Source organism: Mycetohabitans sp. B2 (assembly GCF_021733735.1).
Taxonomy (GTDB): Bacteria; Pseudomonadota; Gammaproteobacteria; order Burkholderiales; family Burkholderiaceae; genus Mycetohabitans; species Mycetohabitans rhizoxinica.
Genome location: NZ_JAHKSP010000029.1, coordinates 20,080 through 40,233 on the forward strand (window position 1 = coordinate 20,080; position 20,154 = coordinate 40,233).

At 62.4% G+C, this 20,154-nt stretch carries 17 protein-coding genes; 14 read left to right on the forward strand and 3 right to left on the reverse strand.

Going from position 1 to position 20,154, the window contains the following annotated elements:
* Positions 1 to 12: 12 nt before the first annotated feature.
* From KPG66_RS06645 to map, 3 genes are all read right to left on the reverse strand, one after another.
* Entirely contained in the window at positions 13 to 1,524 is a 1,512-nt protein-coding gene (locus KPG66_RS06645; RefSeq protein WP_332414908.1) for a pseudouridine synthase, read from the reverse strand.
* A 62-nt stretch (positions 1,525 to 1,586) separates the two neighbouring features.
* On the reverse strand, positions 1,587 to 4,160 hold the full coding sequence (locus KPG66_RS06650) for a [protein-PII] uridylyltransferase (RefSeq protein WP_237070337.1): 2,574 nt from the start codon (positions 4,158 to 4,160) through the stop codon (positions 1,587 to 1,589).
* Positions 4,161 to 4,299: 139 nt separating this feature from the next.
* Positions 4,300 to 5,106: a type I methionyl aminopeptidase gene (map, locus tag KPG66_RS06655; RefSeq protein WP_237070338.1), complete on the reverse strand. Its 807-nt coding sequence runs from the start codon at positions 5,104 to 5,106 to the stop codon at positions 4,300 to 4,302.
* A 451-nt stretch (positions 5,107 to 5,557) separates the two neighbouring features.
* Here map and KPG66_RS06660 point away from each other — a divergent pair, with 451 nt between their 5' ends.
* The 14 genes from KPG66_RS06660 (at position 5,558) to lpxA (ending at position 20,153) form a co-directional block, all read left to right on the forward strand.
* Positions 5,558 to 6,790: an F-box domain-containing protein gene (locus tag KPG66_RS06660; RefSeq protein WP_237070339.1), complete on the forward strand. Its 1,233-nt coding sequence runs from the start codon at positions 5,558 to 5,560 to the stop codon at positions 6,788 to 6,790.
* Between the two features lie 229 nt (positions 6,791 to 7,019).
* Entirely contained in the window at positions 7,020 to 7,766 is a 747-nt protein-coding gene (gene rpsB / locus KPG66_RS06665) for a 30S ribosomal protein S2 (RefSeq protein ID WP_041753484.1), read from the forward strand.
* 196 nt (positions 7,767 to 7,962) lie between these two features.
* Entirely contained in the window at positions 7,963 to 8,844 is an 882-nt protein-coding gene (tsf, locus tag KPG66_RS06670; protein WP_237070340.1) for a translation elongation factor Ts, read from the forward strand.
* Between the two features lie 243 nt (positions 8,845 to 9,087).
* Positions 9,088 to 9,801, forward strand: a complete 714-nt coding sequence (gene pyrH / locus KPG66_RS06675; RefSeq protein ID WP_013435253.1) for a UMP kinase — start codon at positions 9,088 to 9,090, stop codon at positions 9,799 to 9,801.
* Positions 9,802 to 9,879: 78 nt separating this feature from the next.
* A complete protein-coding gene (frr, locus tag KPG66_RS06680) occupies positions 9,880 to 10,440 on the forward strand; it encodes a ribosome recycling factor (RefSeq protein WP_013435254.1) in 561 nt (186 codons plus the stop codon).
* Between the two features lie 70 nt (positions 10,441 to 10,510).
* The gene (locus tag KPG66_RS06685) at positions 10,511 to 11,293 is read left to right on the forward strand and encodes an isoprenyl transferase (RefSeq protein WP_237070341.1); all 783 of its coding nucleotides are present in this window, start codon (positions 10,511 to 10,513) and stop codon (positions 11,291 to 11,293) included.
* On the forward strand, positions 11,287 to 12,102 hold the full coding sequence (locus tag KPG66_RS06690) for a phosphatidate cytidylyltransferase (RefSeq protein ID WP_237070342.1): 816 nt from the start codon (positions 11,287 to 11,289) through the stop codon (positions 12,100 to 12,102). Before KPG66_RS06685 ends, KPG66_RS06690 begins: the two co-directional genes overlap by 7 nt.
* Before the next feature lie 8 nt (positions 12,103 to 12,110).
* The gene (locus KPG66_RS06695; RefSeq protein WP_237070343.1) at positions 12,111 to 13,337 is read left to right on the forward strand and encodes a 1-deoxy-D-xylulose-5-phosphate reductoisomerase; all 1,227 of its coding nucleotides are present in this window, start codon (positions 12,111 to 12,113) and stop codon (positions 13,335 to 13,337) included.
* Positions 13,338 to 13,391: 54 nt separating this feature from the next.
* Complete coding sequence (gene rseP, locus KPG66_RS06700; RefSeq protein ID WP_237070344.1) at positions 13,392 to 14,756, forward strand: RIP metalloprotease RseP; 1,365 nt, start codon at positions 13,392 to 13,394, stop codon at positions 14,754 to 14,756.
* A 66-nt stretch (positions 14,757 to 14,822) separates the two neighbouring features.
* Complete coding sequence (bamA, locus tag KPG66_RS06705) at positions 14,823 to 17,126, forward strand: outer membrane protein assembly factor BamA (protein ID WP_041754255.1); 2,304 nt, start codon at positions 14,823 to 14,825, stop codon at positions 17,124 to 17,126.
* Between the two features lie 28 nt (positions 17,127 to 17,154).
* The gene (locus tag KPG66_RS06710) at positions 17,155 to 17,682 is read left to right on the forward strand and encodes an OmpH family outer membrane protein (RefSeq protein ID WP_237070345.1); all 528 of its coding nucleotides are present in this window, start codon (positions 17,155 to 17,157) and stop codon (positions 17,680 to 17,682) included.
* Between the two features lie 17 nt (positions 17,683 to 17,699).
* Entirely contained in the window at positions 17,700 to 18,815 is a 1,116-nt protein-coding gene (gene lpxD, locus KPG66_RS06715) for a UDP-3-O-(3-hydroxymyristoyl)glucosamine N-acyltransferase (protein WP_237070382.1), read from the forward strand.
* Positions 18,816 to 18,856: 41 nt separating this feature from the next.
* Positions 18,857 to 19,321 (forward strand): 3-hydroxyacyl-ACP dehydratase FabZ, encoded by a 465-nt coding sequence (gene fabZ / locus KPG66_RS06720; RefSeq protein ID WP_013435262.1) that lies wholly within the window; start codon positions 18,857 to 18,859, stop codon positions 19,319 to 19,321.
* A gap of 43 nt (positions 19,322 to 19,364) precedes the next feature.
* Positions 19,365 to 20,153: an acyl-ACP--UDP-N-acetylglucosamine O-acyltransferase gene (gene lpxA / locus KPG66_RS06725; RefSeq protein ID WP_013435263.1), complete on the forward strand. Its 789-nt coding sequence runs from the start codon at positions 19,365 to 19,367 to the stop codon at positions 20,151 to 20,153.
* Position 20,154 lies beyond the last annotated feature (1 nt).

The window sequence follows — 20,154 nt, forward strand, 5'->3', positions numbered from 1 at the left end:
GTACCGGCTGCCTCAGAAGTGTTCGTCCGCGCGCAAATAGCGCCATTTACCGGACGGCAGCGCGCCAAGCACGAGTTGGCCTATTCTGACGCGTTTCAGGCCGACGACCTCCAGGCCGACTAATTCGCACATGCGGCGGATCTGGCGTTTGCGGCCCTCGCGCAGCACAAAGCGTAACTGCTCGCCGTTTTGCCAATCGACCTGCGCCGGCTTGAGCCGCACGCCGTCCAGCGACAATCCTTCGCGCAGTTGCGCTAGCTTATCGATGGGGAAATAGCGTTCCACCTGCTGCGTGTGCGTGCCGTAGCGCACGCGCACCAAGTATTCCTTTTCCACCTCGGACTGTTCGCCAATCAACTGCTTGGCGATACGGCCGTCCTGCGTGAGCACGAGTAAGCCGGTCGAATCGATGTCGAGCCGGCCAGCAGGCGCTAGTGAGCGCAGATGGGTAGCGGAAAAGCGCGTAGGCGCGGGATCGTCGCTCCAGCGATTGGCCGGCGTGATGAGCGCGACGGCGGGAGGATAGTCGCCTTCCGGCTGGCCGGAGACGTATCCGACCGGCTTGTTCAGCACGATCGTCACTTGCCGTGCTTGGGCTGCGCGTGCGTTGGGTAGCACGTCGATGTGCTGCGCGGCGGTGACCTTCGCGCCGAGCGTGTCGACAATCTGCCCGTCGACGCGGACCCAGCCCTTCTCAATCCATTCGTCGGCTTCGCGGCGCGAGCACAGGCCGAGTTCGGACATTCGCTTCGACAACCGCATCTGGCCGGGCACATCGGCCTCGATCCCGCGGTGGATGTCGTGGCGCGGCAGGCCCGCATCAGCGCGCGGACGCGACGCACGCGTCCAGTCCATTGGCGCGCGCTTGACCTGTTGTGTGCCGCCGCCACGCTCGCGGGGACTGCGTGCCGGACTCCGCTCGGCAGTGCTTCGCGCACCGATGCGCTCGGCCAGGGCCTGTGCCGGCGATTGGCGCGGCTTGCGACCGGCATGGTCGGGCTTGTCGCGACGTGCCGGCGCTTGTGCCTGCGTACGCTTGCCGGCACTCGCGCCGCGCTCGCGACCGCCGCGATCCGTGCCTTGGAACGGCTCACCGGCGGCTACCTCGTCTTGCCGCTTGGTGCGACGCGCTTGCGTCGGTGCGGTGGCGAGACGGCGCGCTGACGTGCGTCGTCGATCCGGTGAGGGCGAGGTCGATGATGACGTGGAGGTTGGCGTGGGCATCGACGCAGCGCCCGGCAGGCGAGGCGCGCGCCTTGCGTCGCGCGCGTCAGATCGGTCGCCCGAGTCCGCGCGGGCAGGCGCCCCGGCCGCCGTTCGGCGCGGCACGACGGCGTTGCCTGGCGTGTCGGCGCGCACGCTCCCATGGCGCTTGCTGGCTGTAGTGGTGTTACCGCCGGCGGGCGTGGCCGGGTGGGGGGTGGGGCGACGTCCAGCCGGCGCACGCTGGTCGGCGTCGCGGCCTTCCCGCGGTGCCTGCGCGGCGCTGCGCCGGGTTGCGTCGCGCTTCGCGCCGGGTCGCACCGGCTGTCGCGACGGCGAGTCTGGTCGAGGATGTTTCGCGGTAAGCTTTACGCGCATAAGATTTAAACTGCGATCGCGCGCAGTAGTTCGGTTTCAAGTTGGATCTGCTTGCGGCTGTCAGCCAAGCCATTGCCATCAAGCAGGAAAACGTCCTCGACTCGCTCGCCGAGCGTGTTGATCCGGGCGGCCCGCACACCGACGCGATGGTCGGCTAGCACGCGCGCGATCCCATACAGCAGCCCAAGCCGGTCGTTGGCGGAGATCGATAACAAATAGTACTGCCCCCGTTCGTCGGCGCGAAGATCGACGCGCGGCGTGATCGGGAAGGTACGCGACAGGCGTGACAGGCGGCCCTTGGCGGGCTTCGGCAACAAGTCGGGCGAGGTGAGCCATGCGGCGAGTTGTTGCTCGACGAGGTTGACGATGTCGCGGTAGTGCACGCCTTCGTTAGTGCTGACCACCAGGAAGTTGTCTAGCGCGTAGCCATGCCGCGTGGTGTTCACCCGCGCATCGAGCACGGACAGGCCGCTGCGTTCGAAATACGCGCAAATGCCGGCGAACAGGTCGGGCCGGTCCTGCAAGTAGACGAGCACCTGTAATCCGTCGCCGATCGGCGATGGGCGCGCCCGCACAATCGGGGTAGCGCAGTGGACGTGCCGGTAAAGCACGCGGGTCTGCCATGCGATGTCGGCCGCATCATGACGCAGAAAGTAGCCGACGTCGAGTTGGTCCCACAGCGCTTGATGCACGCCGTCCGGCACCGTTTGCAGCCTCAGCAGCGCGAGCGCTTCGTCTTTGCGCGTGCGCAGCTCGGCGTGCTGGTCCGGCCGGGCGCCCCCTAGCACGTTTAGCGTGACCCGGTACAGGTCTTCGAGCAGTTTGCCTTTCCACGCGTTCCAGACCTTTGGGCTGGTGCCGCGGATGTCCGCCACGGTCAGCAGGTACAGTGCGGTGAGCCGGCGCTCGTTACGCACGAGGGCGGCGAAACGGCCGATTACGGCCGGGTCGGACGTGTCTTGCTTCTGGGCAACCTGGCTCATCGTCAGATGATGTTCGACGAGCCATACGACCAGCGCGGTATCTTGCGGGTCAACGCTGTGCTCGCGGCAAAAGCGTTGGGCGTCGGCCATGCCCAGCTTCGAATGATCGCCGCCGCGGCCTTTCGCGATGTCGTGAAATAGCGCGGCGATATACAGCACCCACGGTCGCTCGAAGTTGGCGAACAGCTGGCTACAGAACGGGTACTCGTGCGCATGCTCTGCAATTGAGAAGCGCCGGATATTGCGCAGCACCATCAGGATGTGCTGGTCGACCGTGTACACGTGATACAGATCATGCTGCATTTGGCCGACGATGCGGCGGAAATTGAGCAGGTAGCGCCCGAGCACGCTCGTCTGGTTCATCAGCCGTAGTGCGTGCGTGATACCTTCCGGCTGTTTCAGAATCTCCATGAACAAGCGGCGGTTTTGCGGGTCGCGGCGCCAGTTCCGGTCCATGACCTCCCGCGCGTGGTACAGCGCGCGCAGTGTCCGGGCGGACAGACCTTTGACCCCTCGCACCTGCTCGTACAGTAGGAATGCCTCTAGGATCGCGTTGGGTGCGCGCTGGAACACGTCGTCATCGACGATTTCCAGCATGCCCTGTTTCTCGACGAAGTGCTCGGACAATTGGCGTGTGACACCGCTGGTCCGCGGGAACAGTTGTGCCTCGATGTTCTGAATCAGGATCGTGGCCAGTTGCGTGACTGCCTTGGCGGCCCAGTAGTAGCGCCGCATCAATTGCTCGCTGGCGCGCTTCTCGCGCGTGCACCGGTAGCCGAATGCCTCGGCCAGCGCGGTCTGCAGGTCAAACGCGAGAACGTCCTGGCGTCGTCCGGCGAGCACGTGTAGCCGGGCGCGCAACGTTTTCAGAAATTGTTCGTTGCGCCGCAGCTCGCGGCTTTCGCGCACGGTGATCAGCCCGCGCGCCTCGAGCGCCTGCCAGCTGTGACCGAAGCCGGCGGCGCGCGTGATCCATAGGATCAACTGCAAGTCACGCAGCCCCCCGGGACTTTCCTTGCAGTTCGGCTCGAGACTGTATGGCGAATCTTGGAATTTCGCGTGCCGCTGGCGCATCTCGAGCATTTTTGCAGTAAAGAATGCGCGCGGATCGAGCGTTTCGTAAAAGCGTGCGAGGAACGCCTGCTGCAGCGTGATGTTGCCAACGATCCAGCGAGCTTCGAGCAGCGACGTTTGCACGGTGACGTCCTGACGCGCCTCGTCGATGCACTGCTCGACGGTGCGCACGCTACTGCCTAGTTCAAGCCCCAGGTCCCACGCCAGCCGAATAAAGCGCTCAATACTGGCCCGCAGGTTTGCGTCGGGCTCGTCGTTGAGCAGTACCAGGATGTCGATGTCGGAATGCGGCGCAAGCTCGTCGCGCCCGTAGCCGCCCACAGCAAGCAGCGTCAATGCTGGCGGCATCGCACACGCCTGCCACGCCTCGACGAGCACGCCGTCGACCCGCCGCGCGAGCGAGCGCATCAGCGTGTCGACGTTGCCGGCATGCGCAAACCGTTTAAGCAATTGGGCCTTGGCTGCCTTAAATTCGTTTTTCAGCGACGAGGGGGGCTCGGTGACCATAGCGTAGGCACTCATGGGCAGGCCTGTTTCATCAAATCGGGCGCGGCGGGTGACGCTGCGCGTGGCCGGCATGCCGACGCCGTATGATGACGCGAGGCAGGCAGCGTGTGACGGCACATCGGTGTGGCAGCCGGTGTGGGTCGGTACGCTAAACTCACGCGGTGACGGCAATCGTCGGCTTGGCTGGCGTGCCGGCCGATACGGTTAGCACTTCGTAGCCGGTTTGCGTAACCAGCACCGTGTGCTCCCATTGAGCGGACAAACTGCGATCGCGCGTCTTGACGGTCCACTTGTCCGGCATCGTGCGGACGTCGCGGCGCCCCGCATTAATCATCGGCTCGACCGTAAAGATCATGCCCGGCTGGATTTGCACGCCTGTGCCGGGGCGACCGTAGTGCAGGATCTGCGGATCCTCGTGGAACGCAGTGCCGATGCCATGGCCGCAATATTCGCGCACGACGCTGTAGCCATGCGCTTCGGCGTGACGCTGAATTGCGTGCCCGATGTCGCCCAGATGCACGCCGGGCTGCACCTGTTCAATGCCGAGCCACATGCATTCATACGTGACCTGCACAAGCCGCTTGGCCAAGATCGATCCTTCGCCGACGATGAACATACGGCTCGTGTCACCAAAGTAACCGTCCTTGATCACCGTGATGTCGATGTTCAACGTGTCGCCGCTCTTTAATGACTTGTCGCCGGGGATACCGTGGCAAATCACATCGTTCACGGAGATGCAGGTTGCTTTCGGATACGGCGGATAGCCGGGCGGCTGGTAGTTCAGCGGCGCGGGCACGGTGTGCTGCTCATTGAGCATGTACTCGTGGCAGAGCCGGTCGAGCTCGCCGGTGGTGATGCCGGGCTGGATGAAAGGCGTGATGTAATCAAGTACCTCACTCGCAAGGCGGCAGGCGACGCGCATCTTTGCGATGTCGTGTTCGGTTTTAATCGTGACGGTCATAGGGGACCACGCTGGGTAAATGGCATGAAGTTGCGCCACATTATCGCATTTTCGCTGCGCGCCCACAGGGGCTCGCACGCACGGCGCAGCGTCGTCATCGGCAAAGTGGGGCAGGATGTCGAGAAATGCTGCAGCGCTAAGATCGGCCAAGGGATGTGCTAGCGTATGCGTGATGTTTGGGCGATGGCTATGACGTGGGTCTGAAGCGCCTGGGTAGTCCTTTCCATGCCCGTCCTCAATGCATAACCGAGTGAGCTTGCCAATGGATTACGATTCGAACTCCACGATTAACAGCGTTCAAACCGCTTTATATGCCACGGAAAGTCGGCAAGCCGGTCGTCCTACCACAGCCGCACCGCCTCATCCGCCTGGCCTGACGGTACCTGCGAGCGCAGGTGGGCAGCCAAGCTCGACGACCGGTGCGGCGGCTGGCTCGGCAAGCCGTCCGACGATGCATTGGGCGACGAACCGGACAAGCCGTCCGACGACGTACCACGACCTGCCGCCCGAGATCATTCAGCAGTTGGCCGCCCACCTGCCTTTCAACGATATTGGCAACTTGGCGACGGTGGACAGGCGGACATACCGCGGATTGCAAGAAAGGCGGCTGAGTTGGCTTTGCTGTCGGCGGGCACACTATGCCCGTGAAATGGATCTGGCGTCGATGCAACAACTGCTCGCTGAAATCGAGCGTATTCACGCCGAGCCGATGTTGCGCGCCGAGCCGCTTGACGCATTGTGGCCGCGGTTATCGGATCTGCCGGAAGAGCAGCAGCTAGGTGCGTTTCAACGATTTTTCGAGGCCGCAGGCCGTGTGCCGCGGCAAGGCTTACCAATACAAAAAGACATGATCCGGTCCATACTCAATTTTTCCGACCGGCTGCAGCGTCCTTTATATGAATTTGCGTATGCAGACGCCGAACGACGCAGCCGTGAACAAGGAAGCACTTGGGCCGCTGTGGCATCGTTGCTTAGATGCGGGTCAATTGGTGGGGCGCGGTACGAAAACGAATATCAAGCTTTTCTGGGCCGGCTTCCCGCGTTGGACGCAGCTGGCCAGGCCGAGCTGCTCGTGGAATTGACGAAACTACTGCCTGGCCTCCGCCGCGATGCGCATGCGCAGACGAAAACCATCGAGTATTACCGAATATTGCAGCAATGGGTGCAACGCCTACCCGCGTCACACCGAGGTGCAGTGATCGGCATGCTAGCTAACATGATATGGGCGTTGCCCGCCGAGCACAGAGCCGTGCACTATGCCGATCTGCGGCACTTGACGCTATCGCTGCCCGATCACCAATTGGGCGAGGCACTACACTACCTGCCGTCCGCGCTCGCGGTATTGCCGACAGAACAACAAGCGCATGAGTTATCGCTACTCGAGCCGGCCATTCAACGCGCGTTACCCGAGCATCGCATATGGGTGGCACTCGGGCTGCTCGAGAGCACGACGAAGTTGAATGAAGCGCTGTCAAGCCAGTTATGGCAGCGGGGACTGCGTCTGCTTGACGGCGGTGATGAAACGGATGTGCTGCTTGTACTCGAGGAAATGGACGATCGGTTTATCCCGTTCTTGCCCGCGCAGCAATGGGAAAACGCAAAAAACGAGATCCTGGCATTCGTTGAACGCAATCCGCTCAGCGAGGACGCTCGCGCCGAATTGCTGGAATACCTGGAGGAATAACATCGGCATGCGTAGCGGGCTACGGCAAAGCGCGCACATGATCCGAATGCGCTGATTACCGTGCTCGTGCAACCAGTGTGCTTGAGGGGCGCCATGTACGCGTGCTACAATATCGGGCTAGTCGGCTTGTAATCGGCTAAATCACAAACCGGTGCGTCCAAGGGTGTTCGCGCGATATAGGCGCGGATGCGGCAACCAGTTTCAGACTCAACCCTTCGTGGAGAATTTCATGGCAGTTACGATGCGTCAGATGTTGGAAGCGGGTGTGCACTTCGGTCACCAGACCCGCTTCTGGAACCCGAAGATGGCACCGTTCATCTTCGGTCACCGCAACAAGATCCACATCATCAACCTCGAAAAGACGTTGCCGATGTACAACGACGCGCTGAAGTACGTGCGTCAGTTGGCGGCGAATCGGGGCACGATCCTGTTCGTTGGCACGAAGCGTCAGTCGCGTGACACGATCGCAGAGGAAGCGGCACGCGCTGGCATGCCGTACGTGAACAACCGCTGGCTCGGCGGGATGTTGACGAACTTCAAGACGCTGAAGACGTCGATCAAGAAGCTCAAGGACATGGAAGCGGCGATCGAATCCGGCGAAGTCGAGAAGATGAGCAAGAAGGAAGCGCTGATGTTCGAGCGCGAAATGGCAAAGCTGCAAAAGTCGATTGGTGGCGTGAAGGACATGGGCGGCATTCCGGACGCGATCTTCGTGATCGACGTCGGCTACCACAAGATCGCCGTTACTGAGGCGAAAAAGCTCGGCGTGCCGGTTATTGCGGTCGTCGACACAAACCACTCGCCAGATGGCGTTGACTATGTGATTCCGGGTAACGACGACGCGAGCAAGGCGGTCGTGTTGTACGCGCAGGGGGTCGCCGATGCGATTCTCGAAGGTCGCGCGAATGCGTTGAACGATGTTGTGCAGTCGACCCGTGGCGACGACGAGTTCGTCGAGGTCAACGAGCAGGCCTAACCCTGCATCAGCGACCAGCCAGACAAGGGGCTTCACTGAGCCCCTTTTTTTTAGCTGGCGCGGTTCCCGGCCCAGGTGCCGCCGCGGCGCGCGGCTTGCGCGAGCGGCGTAGTGGGACAACGGATCGTGGCCGCGCGCGGTGTCCGCGCGGCGTGTAGACAACCGGAATAGTCCGACAGATTGACAGGAGCGAACAATGGCGGCAATTACCGCAAGTATGGTTGCAGAACTGCGCGCGAAGACCGATGCGCCGATGATGGAATGCAAGAAGGCGTTGACCGAGGCCGACGGCGACATGGCCCGCGCCGAGGAGTTGCTGCGTGTAAAGCTCGGCAATAAGGCGAGCAAGGCTGCGGCGCGCGTGACCGCGGAAGGCGTGATCGTGTCGTTCATTGGCAATGGCGCCGGCGCGTTGGTCGAGTTGAACTGCGAAACGGACTTCGTCGCAAAGAACGAAGATTTTATCGCTTTCTCAAGAAAGGTCGCGGAACTAGTCGCCACGCAGAATCCGGCCGACGTCGCTGCGCTGTCCGCGCTGTCGCTGGACGGCTCGACGGTGGATGCGGTGCGGACTGCACTGGTCGGCAAAATCGGCGAAAACATGACGATCCGCCGCTTTTCGCGCTTTGAGACCGCGCGTAAACTGGCGTCGTACCTACACGGCACGCGCATCGGTGTGCTGGTCGAATACGACGGCGCCGATGAGCAGGTCGGCAAGGACGTTGCGATGCACATCGCCGCGATGAAGCCGGTGTCGCTGTCGTCGGCCGACGTGCCAGCCGAGCTGATCGCGAAAGAGCGCAGCATCGCTGAACAGAAGGCGGCCGAGTCGGGCAAGCCGGCCGAGATCGTCGCGAAGATGGTCGAAGGCAGCGTGCAAAAGTACCTGAAGGAGGTGTCGCTGTTGAACCAGCCGTTCGTGAAGAACGATAAGCAGACCGTCGAGCAGATGCTCAAGGCCGCGAATACGACGGTGCAGCGCTTCGCGCTGTTCGTCGTCGGCGAAGGCATCGAAAAGCGCCAGGATGACTTCGCGGCCGAAGTGGCCGCGCAGGTCGCCGCCGCGCAGAAGCAGTAAGCCGTTGCGGCAACGGTAGCGCGCCCATCCAGGCGTGGCGCCGTGCTCGCAGCGAGGCCGTGTTGCCGAGGCCCCGCCCACGCGGGTGTCCTTCGGCCGGCGAGACGATCCGCTGCCGTGCCGGCGCATCGCATGCGTCCGGGTGAGCGTCGGACGGCGCGATGCGTTTTTGCAGTGCTTGATCCGCAACGCATTTCCCTCATACAGTTCTGAAGTCCTTTTCGGCGCGAACGGATACCTTTCATGTCAACTGTCTACAAACGCCTGCTGCTCAAACTCTCCGGCGAAGCCCTGATGGGCGATGATGCGTTTGGCATCAATCGCATGACGATCGAGCGAATCGTCGCGGATATCGTCGACGTGGTGAATCTGGGTGCCCAGCTCGCCGTCGTGATCGGCGGCGGCAATATCTTTCGGGGCGTAGCGGGTGGCGCGGCAGGCATGGACCGCGCGACGGCGGACTACATGGGGATGCTCGCGACGATGATGAATGCATTAGCGTTGCAGGATGCGATGCGCCATGCAGGCATCGAGGCGCGCGTGCAGTCCGCGTTGCGGATGGATCAAGTGGTCGAGCCCTATATTCGGCCGCGTGCGATTCGGCAGCTGGAGGAAGGACGCGTCGTCATTTTTGCGGCTGGCACTGGCAATCCATTTTTCACCACGGACACCGCCGCCGCGCTGCGCGGCGCGGAGATCGGCGCGGAAGTCGTGCTCAAGGCCACCAAGGTTGATGGCGTCTACTCCGCCGACCCGAAGAAGGACCCGACGGCCACGCGTTATGCGATGATCAGCTTCGATGAGGCGATCAGCCGCAATCTGCAGGTGATGGATGCGACGGCGTTCGCGCTGTGCCGCGACCAGAAGTTGCCGATCCGGGTGTTCTCGATCAATAAGCCCGGCGCCCTGAAGCGCATCGTGCAAGGCGATGACGAGGGCACGCTGGTGCACGTGTAAACTTGCAGGGTGGGCGAATGCCCGGCGTGGCCAATTCGCACACGGCCGGCATCCGACCACATCGTTTCGGAGGTTTGAATGACTGTCGCAGACATCAAGAAGGGCGCGGAGCAGAAGATGCAGCGCTCGTTAGAGGCGTTTAAGAGCGATCTGGCGAAGATCCGCACGGGGCGCGCCCATACCGGCTTGCTTGACCATATCCAGGTCGACTACTACGGCTCGAATGTACCGATCTCGCAGGTCGCAAACCTGACACTGGTCGATGCCCGTACGATTGGCGTGCAGCCGTGGGAGAAGAAGATGGTCGCGGTCGTCGAGAAGGCGATTCGCGAGTCGGATCTTGGTCTGAACCCGGCGACGCAAGGCGACTTGATCCGTGTGCCGATGCCGGCGCTGACCGAAGAGCGTCGCCGCGAGCTGACCAAGGTCGTGAAGTCGGAAGGCGAAAGCGCGAAGGTGGCAGTGCGTAACCTGCGCCGCGACGCGAACGATCAGTTGAAAAAGCTGCTGAAGGACAAGGACATCTCCGAGGATGATGAACGTCGGGCGCAAGACGAAGTTCAGAAGCTGACCGACAAGTTCGTCGCTGAGATCGAGAAGTTGGTTCAGACCAAAGAAACGGAAATCATGACGGTGTGACGCGACGGCGGTGCCTTGGGCGCCGCCGCTTGCTTTGCATCGTCGCTGGCCAAGGCGCAACGACGAGACAATGACCTATACCAGTTCCACTGTGTGCACCCCGAGCGTCACGGACGTGCCGCGGCACATCGCGATCATCATGGATGGCAATGGCCGCTGGGCGCAGCGCAGGCGGCTGCCGCGCGTTGCGGGTCATACGAAGGGGCTCGATGCGGTGCGCACGATCGTCGAGGCGTGCGCGGCGCGTGGCGTCAAGTTCCTGACGCTGTTTGCGTTCAGTTCCGAGAACTGGCGGCGGCCGGTCGACGAGGTATCGTTTCTGATGCGCCTGTTCATCAGCGCGCTCGAGCGTGAAATCGCACGCTTGCATACGAATGGCATCCGGCTGCATGTGGTTGGTGACTTGTCGATGTTCGAGCCCCGGATTCAGGAACTCGTGCGTCGCGCGCAAGCCAAGACGGCAGCCAATACCGGTTTGACGCTGACCATCGCCGCCAATTATGGCGGCCGGTGGGACATCTTACAGGCCACGCGCAAGATTGCGCAGCAATGCGTGGATGCGGGTGCGATGCAGAATGTGGACGAGGCGAGCTTCGCGCAACATTTGGCGATGGCGTATGCGCCGGAGCCGGACTTGTTCATTCGCACCGGCGGGGAGCAGCGCGTCAGCAATTTTCTACTGTGGCAACTAGCTTATACCGAATTATATTTCACTGACGTGTTCTGGCCGGACTTTAATGACGCGGAATTGAGTAAGGCGATCGCTTCGTACCGCGAGCGCGAACGGCGCTTCGGGCGCACCAGCGCGCAACTCAGCCGGCAGTCGCAAAACGTCGATTCGCTTTCATGCTAAGAACCCGTGTCGTTACGGCGATCGTCCTGCTGGCCGTTTTACTGCCCATTACGCTGTTTGCGCCGTTGGGCGTTTTCGGCGCACTGATCGGCTTTGTGCTGGTGTTTGCCGCATGGGAATGGGCCAGGCTATTGAAGCTGCCGGGCGTCTGGCCGTTCGCCTATGCGGCGCTGGCCGGCGTGGTGCTGCTCGCCTATGTGTTCGCGGGTGCGCCGCGCGGTGACGCGGTATCGCGGGCGGCCGCGGTGTTCTGGGTTGCCGCTGCGCCGTTCGCGCTGCTGCGCAAACCAGCGCTGGCCAGTGGCGCGTGGCGCGGTTTCCTGCTGGCGGCCGGCCTAGTGCTGTTCGTCGCGTGCTGGCATGCGTTGGTAGTCGCGCGCTCGACCGGCGTCGTATTCGTACTGTCGCTGCTGCTGATCGTCTGGCTTGCCGATATCGGCGCATATTTCGTGGGCAGGCGCTTTGGCCGGCACAAGCTGGCGCCGGCGATCAGTCCGGGTAAGACATGGGAAGGAGCGATCGGCGGATGGCTATCGGTCATCGTGGTCGCGGCGCTTGCGCTTGCCGCGCATCTAGGCGAGCCAACCGTGGCTGGCGTGCTGGTTGGGCGCCTCGGCATGGTGGGTGCGGCGCTCGCGCTGAGCATGCTGGTCGCCTGCAGCGTTGTCGGCGACCTGTTCGAGTCGCTGTTGAAGCGCCAGGCCGGCGTGAAGGATTCGAGCCAGTTGCTGCCCGGCCATGGCGGCGTGCTGGACCGGATCGACGCGCTGCTGCCCGTGCTGCCGCTGGCAATGCTGCTTTTGAGCTGAAATCATTGATGACGCAACATTGTGTGACCCTGCTGGGCTCGACGGGCTCGATCGGCGATAGCACGCTGGACGTGATCGCCCGGCATCCGGATCGATTCTCGATCCACGCGTTGACCGCACACCGCAACTGGGAAAAACTCGCTGAGCAATGCGTGCGCTTCGCGCCACACGTCGCGGTGGTCGGCGATGCGCGAACGGCCATGCAGTTGCAGGCGCGGCTGCGCGAGGCGGGCTGTGCGACGCGCGTTGACTACGGCCGCGACGCACTGGCCGCCGCCGCGTCGGACGTCGCTTGCAATACGGTGGTCGCCGCTATTGTGGGTGCGGCCGGGCTGGAGCCGACGCTGGCAGCGGCGCGTGCCGGCAAGCGGATCTTGCTCGCGAACAAGGAGGCGCTGGTGATGTCCGGCGCATTGTTCATGGACGCGGTCTATGCCAGTGGCGCCGCGCTGCTGCCCGTTGACAGTGAGCACAACGCCATTTTCCAGTGCTTTCCGCGCGAGCCTGGTTTGCGCGGCGCCGTGACCCGGATCCAGCTGACCGCGTCCGGCGGTCCATTCCGGCTGCGTGAACCGGCTACGCTGGTTCACGTGACGCCGGAGCAGGCGTGCAAGCATCCGAACTGGGTCATGGGGCGCAAGATCTCGGTCGATTCGGCCACGATGATGAACAAGGGCCTTGAGGTGATCGAGGCGCGCTGGCTGTTCGATCTGCGGCCCGAGCAGATCGATGTGTTGATCCATCCGCAAAGTGTGATCCATTCGCTGGTGTCGTATGCGGATGGCTCGACACTCGCGCAACTGGGCCATCCCGATATGCGCACGCCGATCGCTCATGCACTGGCGTTTCCGACGCGGATCGTGTCGGGCGTCGAGCCGCTGGATCTGGCGCAGGTGGCGACGTTGACCTTCGAGCCGCCCGACTACGAGCGCTTTCCGTGTCTGGCGCTCGCGCTGCAGGCATTGCGCGACGGCGGCTCGGCGAGCACGGTATTGAACGCAGCGAACGAAGTCGCGGTCGAAGCGTTTCTTGCGCGACACATCGGATTTACCGCGATCGCGGCAGTCGTCAGTGACGTGCTCGAGCAAGTCCAGGCTGATGTTGCCACGACGCTGGATGCGGTGCTCGACGTCGATACGCAGGCGCGCCGTGCGGCACAAGAGGCGCTGACCCGTCACCGTACGCGTGACCGGTCTAGCGTGCGTGGCGGTGCGGCGGCTAGCCAGCTTGGCTGAGACGCGCGTTCATTCGGCGGGCCGTCACGTGCGGCATATTGCAGCGAGGGTCGCATGAGTTTGTTGATTCAACTGGTTTCGTTCATTGTCGCGATCGGCATCCTGGTCGTCGTGCATGAATTCGGCCATTATCTGATCGCACGCGCCGCTGGCGTCAAGGTGTTGCGCTTTTCCGTCGGCTTTGGCCGGCCGCTGCTGCGCCGGACCAGCCCGATCACCGGCACCGAGTGGACACTCTGCGCGCTGCCACTGGGCGGCTACGTGAAGATGCTCGACGAGCGCGATACCGATACGCGCATCGCTGCGCAGGATCTACCGCACGCATTCAACCGCAAGCCCGTCGGCTGGCGCTTTGCCATCGTCGCCGGCGGACCGCTCGCCAATTTCCTGCTGGCGATCATGCTGCTGGCGGGCGTCTACGCGGGCGGTGTCGAGGAGCCGGTGGCCACGCTGGCGGTACCTGCCGTCGATTCGGTCGCGCAGCGCGCCGGCTTCGTCGGCGGCGAGACCGTGGTGGCAGTGCGGGCGCCGGATGGGACCACCGAGTCGGTGCGCTCCTGGAGCGATTTGCGCTGGAAGCTGCTCGATGCGCAGTTCGACCAGCGCAACATCGTGCTGCTGGCCAAGATGGGTAACGATACGCTCGATTACCCAGTCGATTTGTCGCGGGCAACGCGCGCGGAACAGGACGAGGATGTCATCGAGCGCCTGGGTTTCGAGCCGGGCGGCAAGTTGCGGGTGGCCAGTGTGGAGCCGGACAGCGCGGCGCAGCGCGCGGGGCTGGCTGCGGGCGATGTGGTCGTCGCGCTCGACGGCAAGGCAGTGCAGGGCGCACAGGCGTTCATTGCGACGATCCAGGCGCATGCGCTCAAGCATTTAACGATCACGGTCGAGCGCGACGGCGCGCGTCGCAACATCGAGGTAGTGCCCGACGAACGGCTTGATGTGGCCGGCGGCCAGGCGGTCGGCCGCATCGGTGCGGCGATGGCCACGCAGGTGCAGACTGTGGACGTGAAATACGGTTTAACGGAAAGCCTGCAGCTAGGGGCGCGGCGCACGTGGGATATTTCGACCTATTCAGTACGCATGTTCTGGCGGATGCTCAGCGGCCAGGCTTCGCTGAAGAACCTGTCCGGGCCGGTCACGATCGCCGACTACGCGGGCAAGAGCGCGCAACTGGGCGTTGCGTCGTTTGCGTCGTTTCTGGCGCTGGTGAGTATCAGTCTCGGCGTGCTGAATCTGTTGCCGATTCCGGTATTGGACGGGGGGCATCTGTTATATTATCTGGTTGAAGCCGCGACGGGCAAGGCTGTTTCGGAACGCTGGCAACTGATTTTACAAAGGGCAGGTCTCGTGTGCATCGTTGCATTGTCCGCGATCGCGCTGTTCAACGACTTGTCACGTCTGATTCATTTCTAAGTCGATGCCATGTGCGCGCGGGTGGCGCGGCATGCATCGCAACAGCAAAAACATTGGGGAAGCAAGTTGTTCAAACATCACCGCTTTGTTCCTAAGACGGTTGCGGCTGCGATGCTCGCGGCACACGGGATAGTTGCGCATGCTACGGTGCCGTTTGTCGTCAAGGACATCCGCCTCGAAGGACTGCAGCGGGTGGAGCCGGGCACCGTGTTTGCCTACTTGCCGATCAAGCAAGGCGATACGTTTATCGACGACAAGGGATCGGAAGCCATCCGTGCATTGTATGCGACCGGCTTCTTTAGTGACGTCAAGATCCTGGCGCAAAACGACGTCGTAGTCGTTAACGTGCAGGAGCGTCCGGCCATTGGCTCGATCGACTTCGCCGGCATCCACGAGTTCGACAAGGACAATCTGACCAAGGCGCTGCGCGCGGTCGGCCTGTCCAATGGGCGCTATTACGACAAGGCGCTGGTCGACAAGGCTGAGCAGGAACTGAAGCGGCAATACCTGACGCGCGGCTACTACGCAGCGCAGGTAAAGACGACGGTCACGCCGATCGACCGCAATCGCGTGTCGATCCTGTTCTCGGTCGTCGAGGGGCCAAGTGCGAAAATTCGCCAGATCAATTTCATTGGCAACAAGACGTTCTCGACCAGCACATTGCGCGACGAGATGCAGTTGTCCACGCCGAACTGGTTCTCGTGGTACACAAAGGCCGACCTGTATTCAAAGGAAAAGCTGACAGGCGACCTGGAGAATATCCGCTCGTACTACTTGAACCGCGGCTATCTCGAGTTCAATATCGACTCGACGCAGGTGTCGATCTCGCCGGACAAAAAAGATATGTACCTGACGGTCACGCTGCATGAGGGCGAGCCGTACAAGATATCGAGCATCAAGCTCGCCGGCAACGTGCTCGACAAGGAGGCCGAACTCGCGAAGCTCGTGCAGTTGAAGCCGGGCGACCGGTTTTCCGCAGAGAAGTTGCAGGCGTCGACCAAGGCGATCGTCGATAAGCTGGGTGAGTATGGCTACGCGTTCGCCAGTGTGAACGCGCAGCCGGACATCGATCAGGCGCACCATACGGTCAACCTGATTCTGCAGGTTGATCCGAGCCAGCGCGTCTACGTGCGCCGAGTGAACATCACGGGCAACAACAAGACGCGCGACGAGGTGATCCGCCGCGAGATGCGGCAATTCGAGAGTTCGTGGTTCGACAGCCGCCGGCTCACGTTGTCGAAGGATCGGGTTAACCGGCTAGGCTACTTCACTGACGTGGACGTGACGACAACACCGGTGGAGGGCACGAACGACCAGGTTGATGTCGACGTGAAGGTGACCGAAAAGCCAACCGGCGCGATTACACTTGGCGCAGGCTTCTCGTCGACCGACAAGGTCGTGCTGTCGGCCGGCGTGTCGCAGGACAACGTGTTCGGCTCCGGCACGAGCCTGTCGGTGAACGTGAACACCGCTCGTACGTACCGCACGCTGGCCGTCACGCAGGTTGATCCGTACTTCACGATCGACGGCATCAAGCGGATCACCGACGTCTACTATCGCACGTACCAGCCGCTGTATTACTCGACCAATTCGAGCTTCCGGATCATCACCGCGGGCGGCGATCTAAAATTCGGTATTCCATTCTCGGAAGCTGACACCGTGTATTTCGGTGCCGGCGTCGAGCAGAATCGTCTGGACATCGACTCGGCAACGCCGCAGAGCTACATCGATTACGTGAACCAGTTCGGCCGCGTGTCGAACAACGTGCCGGTCACCGTCGGTTGGTCGCGCGACGCGCGCGACAGCGCGCTGGTGCCCAGCCGCGGCTACTACACGCAGGCGAACGCTGAATACGGTACGCCGATCGGCAAGGCGCAATACTACAAGGCCGATTTGCAGGCGCAATACTATTACTCGTTCGCCCGCGGCTTCGTGCTGGGCTTGAACCTGCAAGGCGGCTATGGCAATGGGCTCGGCGGCAAGCCGTATCCGATTTTCAAGAACTACTTTGCCGGCGGTATCGGGTCGGTGCGTGGCTACGAGCCGAGTTCGCTGGGTCCGCGCGACAAGGCGACAACCGATCCGATCGGGGGCTCGAAGATGATCGTGGGCAACATCGAGTTGACGTTCCCACTGCCCGGGACGGGCTACGATCGAACTTTGCGCGTGTTCACGTTTCTCGACGGCGGTAACGTATGGGGGACCGAAGGCAACAGTATCGGCGCGAACGGCTTGCGCTACGGCTACGGCTTGGGCTTGGCGTGGATCTCGCCGATTGGACCGTTGAAGCTGAGCCTGGGCTTCCCGCTGGTCAAGCATAACGGCGATCAATACCAGAAATTCCAGTTCCAGATCGGTACGGCATTCTGACGAACATTCATCGGCTTAAGAGGTGACTTTGCTGACTAGAAAATTTTCCCGCTATATCGCAATGGGCGTGCTCGCAATGTCCGCGGGCGCCGCCGCAGTGACCGCCTATGCGCAAGAGGCACGCATCGCGGCAGTCGACTCAGACCGCATCCTGCGCGAGTCGGCGCCGGCCAAGTCCGCGCAGTCCAAGCTCGAGCAGGAGTTCTCCAAGCGCGACCGCGACCTGCAGGGGATGGCCCAAAAGCTCAAGGCGATGTCCGACAACCTAGATAAGAATGGTGCGTCGATGTCCACGTCCGAGCGGCAGCAGCGGCAGCGCGACCTCGCGCAGCTCGATACGGACTTCCAACGCAAGCAGCGCGAGTTTCGCGAGGACCTGAACCAGCGTCGCAACGAGGAACTGGCTGGCGTGCTGGATCGGGCCAACAAGGTGATCCGGCAGATCGCCGAGCAGCAGCACTATGATCTGGTGGTGCAGGAGGCGGTCTACGTGAGCCCGCGCATCAACATCACAGATCAGGTGCTGAAGGCGCTCGCCAACGGCACGTCGAATTGACCAGGGTATCGCCGCGCATGTTGATGACGCTAGCCCAGTTGACGCAACGCTACGGCGGCACAGTCGTGGGTGACGCGGGCTGCACGATCGCGGGTCTCGCGCCGCTGGACAGCGCGGGCCCCGGCCAGCTTGCCTTTGTCGCCAATCCGAAGTATTTATCGCAGGCCAGCTCGACGCGTGCGGCGGCGGTATTGATCAGCCAGCCGGATCTGACCAAGCTGCAAGCCGAGCACGAGGGGACCGGCGCCGCGCCTGGGCCGGCCTTCGTCGTGACGCCGAACCCGTACGCGTATTTTGCGCGCGTTGCACAACAGTTCGCAGCGCAGGCGCTGCCGACTGCGCTGGCCGGCATTCATCCGGGTGCGGTGGTGGACCCCGCCGCGAAGGTGGCGGCCAGCGCGACGATCGGCCCCCACGTGACGATCGAGGCGGGCGCGGTAATCGGCGAGCGCGTGCGCATCGACGCGCATGCTTTCGTCGGCCATGGCGCGGTGATCGGTGACGATTCGCGCTTGTACCCGAACGTGACCGTGTACCATGGCTGTCAGCTTGGCGAGCGTGTGGTCGTGCATTCAGGTGCGGTGATCGGCGCGGATGGCTTCGGCTTTGCGCCGGACTTCGTCGGCGAAGAGGACGAGCAGACCGGCGAATGGGTGAAGATACCGCAGGTCGGCGCGGTGACGGTTGGCTCGGACGTCGAGATCGGTGCGAACACGACAATTGATCGCGGCGCGATGGCTGACACGGTCATCGAACAGGGCGTGAAAATCGACAACCTAGTGCAGATCGGGCACAACTGCCGGATCGGCGCCTACACGGTGATCGCCGGTTGCGCGGGTATCGCTGGCAGCACGACGATCGGTCGGCACTGCATGATCGGTGGCGCAGTCGGCGTTGCCGGCCACGTTACGCTCGCCGATCGTGTGATCGTGACCGCGAAGTCCGGGGTCTCCAAATCGCTACTCAAGCCGGGCATCTATACGAGCGCGTTTCCCGCCGTGCCCCACGGTGACTGGAACAGGAGCGCAGCGCTGCTGCGCAACATTGATAAGCTGCGCGAGCGCATTAAGACGCTCGAAGCCGCGCTTGACGCGGGGCATACGCCGCGCGGCGATGCCGGCGAGCGGCCGTAACACACTGCACGCAATGCGCGACCCAGTCGCGCCGAAACACCATGAGCACTGAAACAATAAACCTGGACATCCACAAGATTTTCACGCTGTTGCCGCATCGCTATCCGATTCTGCTCGTTGACCGCGTGCTGGAGCTTGAACCGCATAAGCGCATCAAGGCACTGAAGAACGTGACGATCAACGAACCGTATTTCATCGGCCATTTCCCGACGCGGCCGGTGATGCCAGGCGTGCTGATCCTGGAGGCGCTTGCGCAGACCGCTGGGTTGCTCACGTTTTCCGAGGAGCCACACGATCCGGACACGACGCTGTATTACTTTGTCGGCATCGATAACGCGCGTTTCAAGCGTGTCGTTGAACCAGGCGATCAGCTGATTCTGAATATTTCGTTCGAGCGCTACATGCGTGGCATCTGGAAATTTAAGGGGCGCGCGGAGGTCGAAGGGTCGCTGGCGGTCGAAGCTGACTTGATGTGCACGGTCAAGCAGACGGATTCCGCCGCCTAAGTGCGGACGTTTTCGCAACGCAAAACGAAGCAAGGGCGAAGGTATGACTCGTATCCATCCCACCGCGATTATCGAAGCGGGCGCGAGCCTGGACGACACCGTCCAGATTGGCCCGTATGCGGTTATTGGTGCGCACGTACGCATCGGCGCGCGCACGACGGTTGGTTCGCACACGGTCATCGAAGGCCATACGACGATCGGTGAGGACAACCAGATCGGTCATTTTGCGGCGCTCGGCGGTGCGCCGCAGGACATGAAATACGCCGGCGAGCCGACGCGGCTCGAGATCGGCGATCGCAACACGATTCGCGAATTCACGACGATTCACACCGGTACTGCGCAAGACAACGGCGTCACCCATATCGGCGACGACAACTGGATCATGGCGTACGTGCACATTGCTCACGACTGCCGGGTCGGCAACCATACGGTATTTTCGAGCAATGCGCAGATTGCCGGGCACGTCGACGTCGGCGACTGGGCGATCCTTGGCGGCATGTCCGGTGTACACCAATTCGTGCGCATCGGCGAACACGCGTTTCTCGGTGGCGCGTCGGCGTTAGTGCAGGACTTGCCGCCGTATGTGATTGCGGCCGGTGAAAAGGCCCAGCCGCACGGCATCAACATCGAGGGGCTGCGCCGTCGCGGCTTCACTGCCGATGCGATTTCCGCGTTGCGGGCCGCGTACCGGGCCGTCTATAAAAATGGTTTATCGCTAGACGAGGCGAAAGCGCAGTTGCGTGAGTTGGCGGCGCAGGGCGGTGATGGCGATGAGCCGGTCACAACGTTCCTGCGGTTCATCGAGACCGCCAAGCGCGGCATTATTCGCTGAT

Coding starts and splice junctions, on each gene's coding strand:
- KPG66_RS06660 (WP_237070339.1), top strand. CDS start 5,558: ATGCATTGGGCGACGAACCGGACAAGCCGTCCGACGACGTACCACGAC.
- pyrH (WP_013435253.1), top strand. CDS start 9,088: ATGTCAACTGTCTACAAACGCCTGCTGCTCAAACTCTCCGGCGAAGCC.
- lpxD (WP_237070382.1), top strand. CDS start 17,700: ATGTTGATGACGCTAGCCCAGTTGACGCAACGCTACGGCGGCACAGTC.
- rseP (WP_237070344.1), top strand. CDS start 13,392: ATGAGTTTGTTGATTCAACTGGTTTCGTTCATTGTCGCGATCGGCATC.
- KPG66_RS06685 (WP_237070341.1), top strand. CDS start 10,511: ATGACCTATACCAGTTCCACTGTGTGCACCCCGAGCGTCACGGACGTG.
- map (WP_237070338.1), bottom strand. CDS start 5,106: ATGACCGTCACGATTAAAACCGAACACGACATCGCAAAGATGCGCGTC.
- fabZ (WP_013435262.1), top strand. CDS start 18,857: ATGAGCACTGAAACAATAAACCTGGACATCCACAAGATTTTCACGCTG.
- KPG66_RS06650 (WP_237070337.1), bottom strand. CDS start 4,160: ATGAGTGCCTACGCTATGGTCACCGAGCCCCCCTCGTCGCTGAAAAAC.
- tsf (WP_237070340.1), top strand. CDS start 7,963: ATGGCGGCAATTACCGCAAGTATGGTTGCAGAACTGCGCGCGAAGACC.
- frr (WP_013435254.1), top strand. CDS start 9,880: ATGACTGTCGCAGACATCAAGAAGGGCGCGGAGCAGAAGATGCAGCGC.
- lpxA (WP_013435263.1), top strand. CDS start 19,365: ATGACTCGTATCCATCCCACCGCGATTATCGAAGCGGGCGCGAGCCTG.
- rpsB (WP_041753484.1), top strand. CDS start 7,020: ATGGCAGTTACGATGCGTCAGATGTTGGAAGCGGGTGTGCACTTCGGT.
- KPG66_RS06695 (WP_237070343.1), top strand. CDS start 12,111: ATGACGCAACATTGTGTGACCCTGCTGGGCTCGACGGGCTCGATCGGC.
- KPG66_RS06690 (WP_237070342.1), top strand. CDS start 11,287: ATGCTAAGAACCCGTGTCGTTACGGCGATCGTCCTGCTGGCCGTTTTA.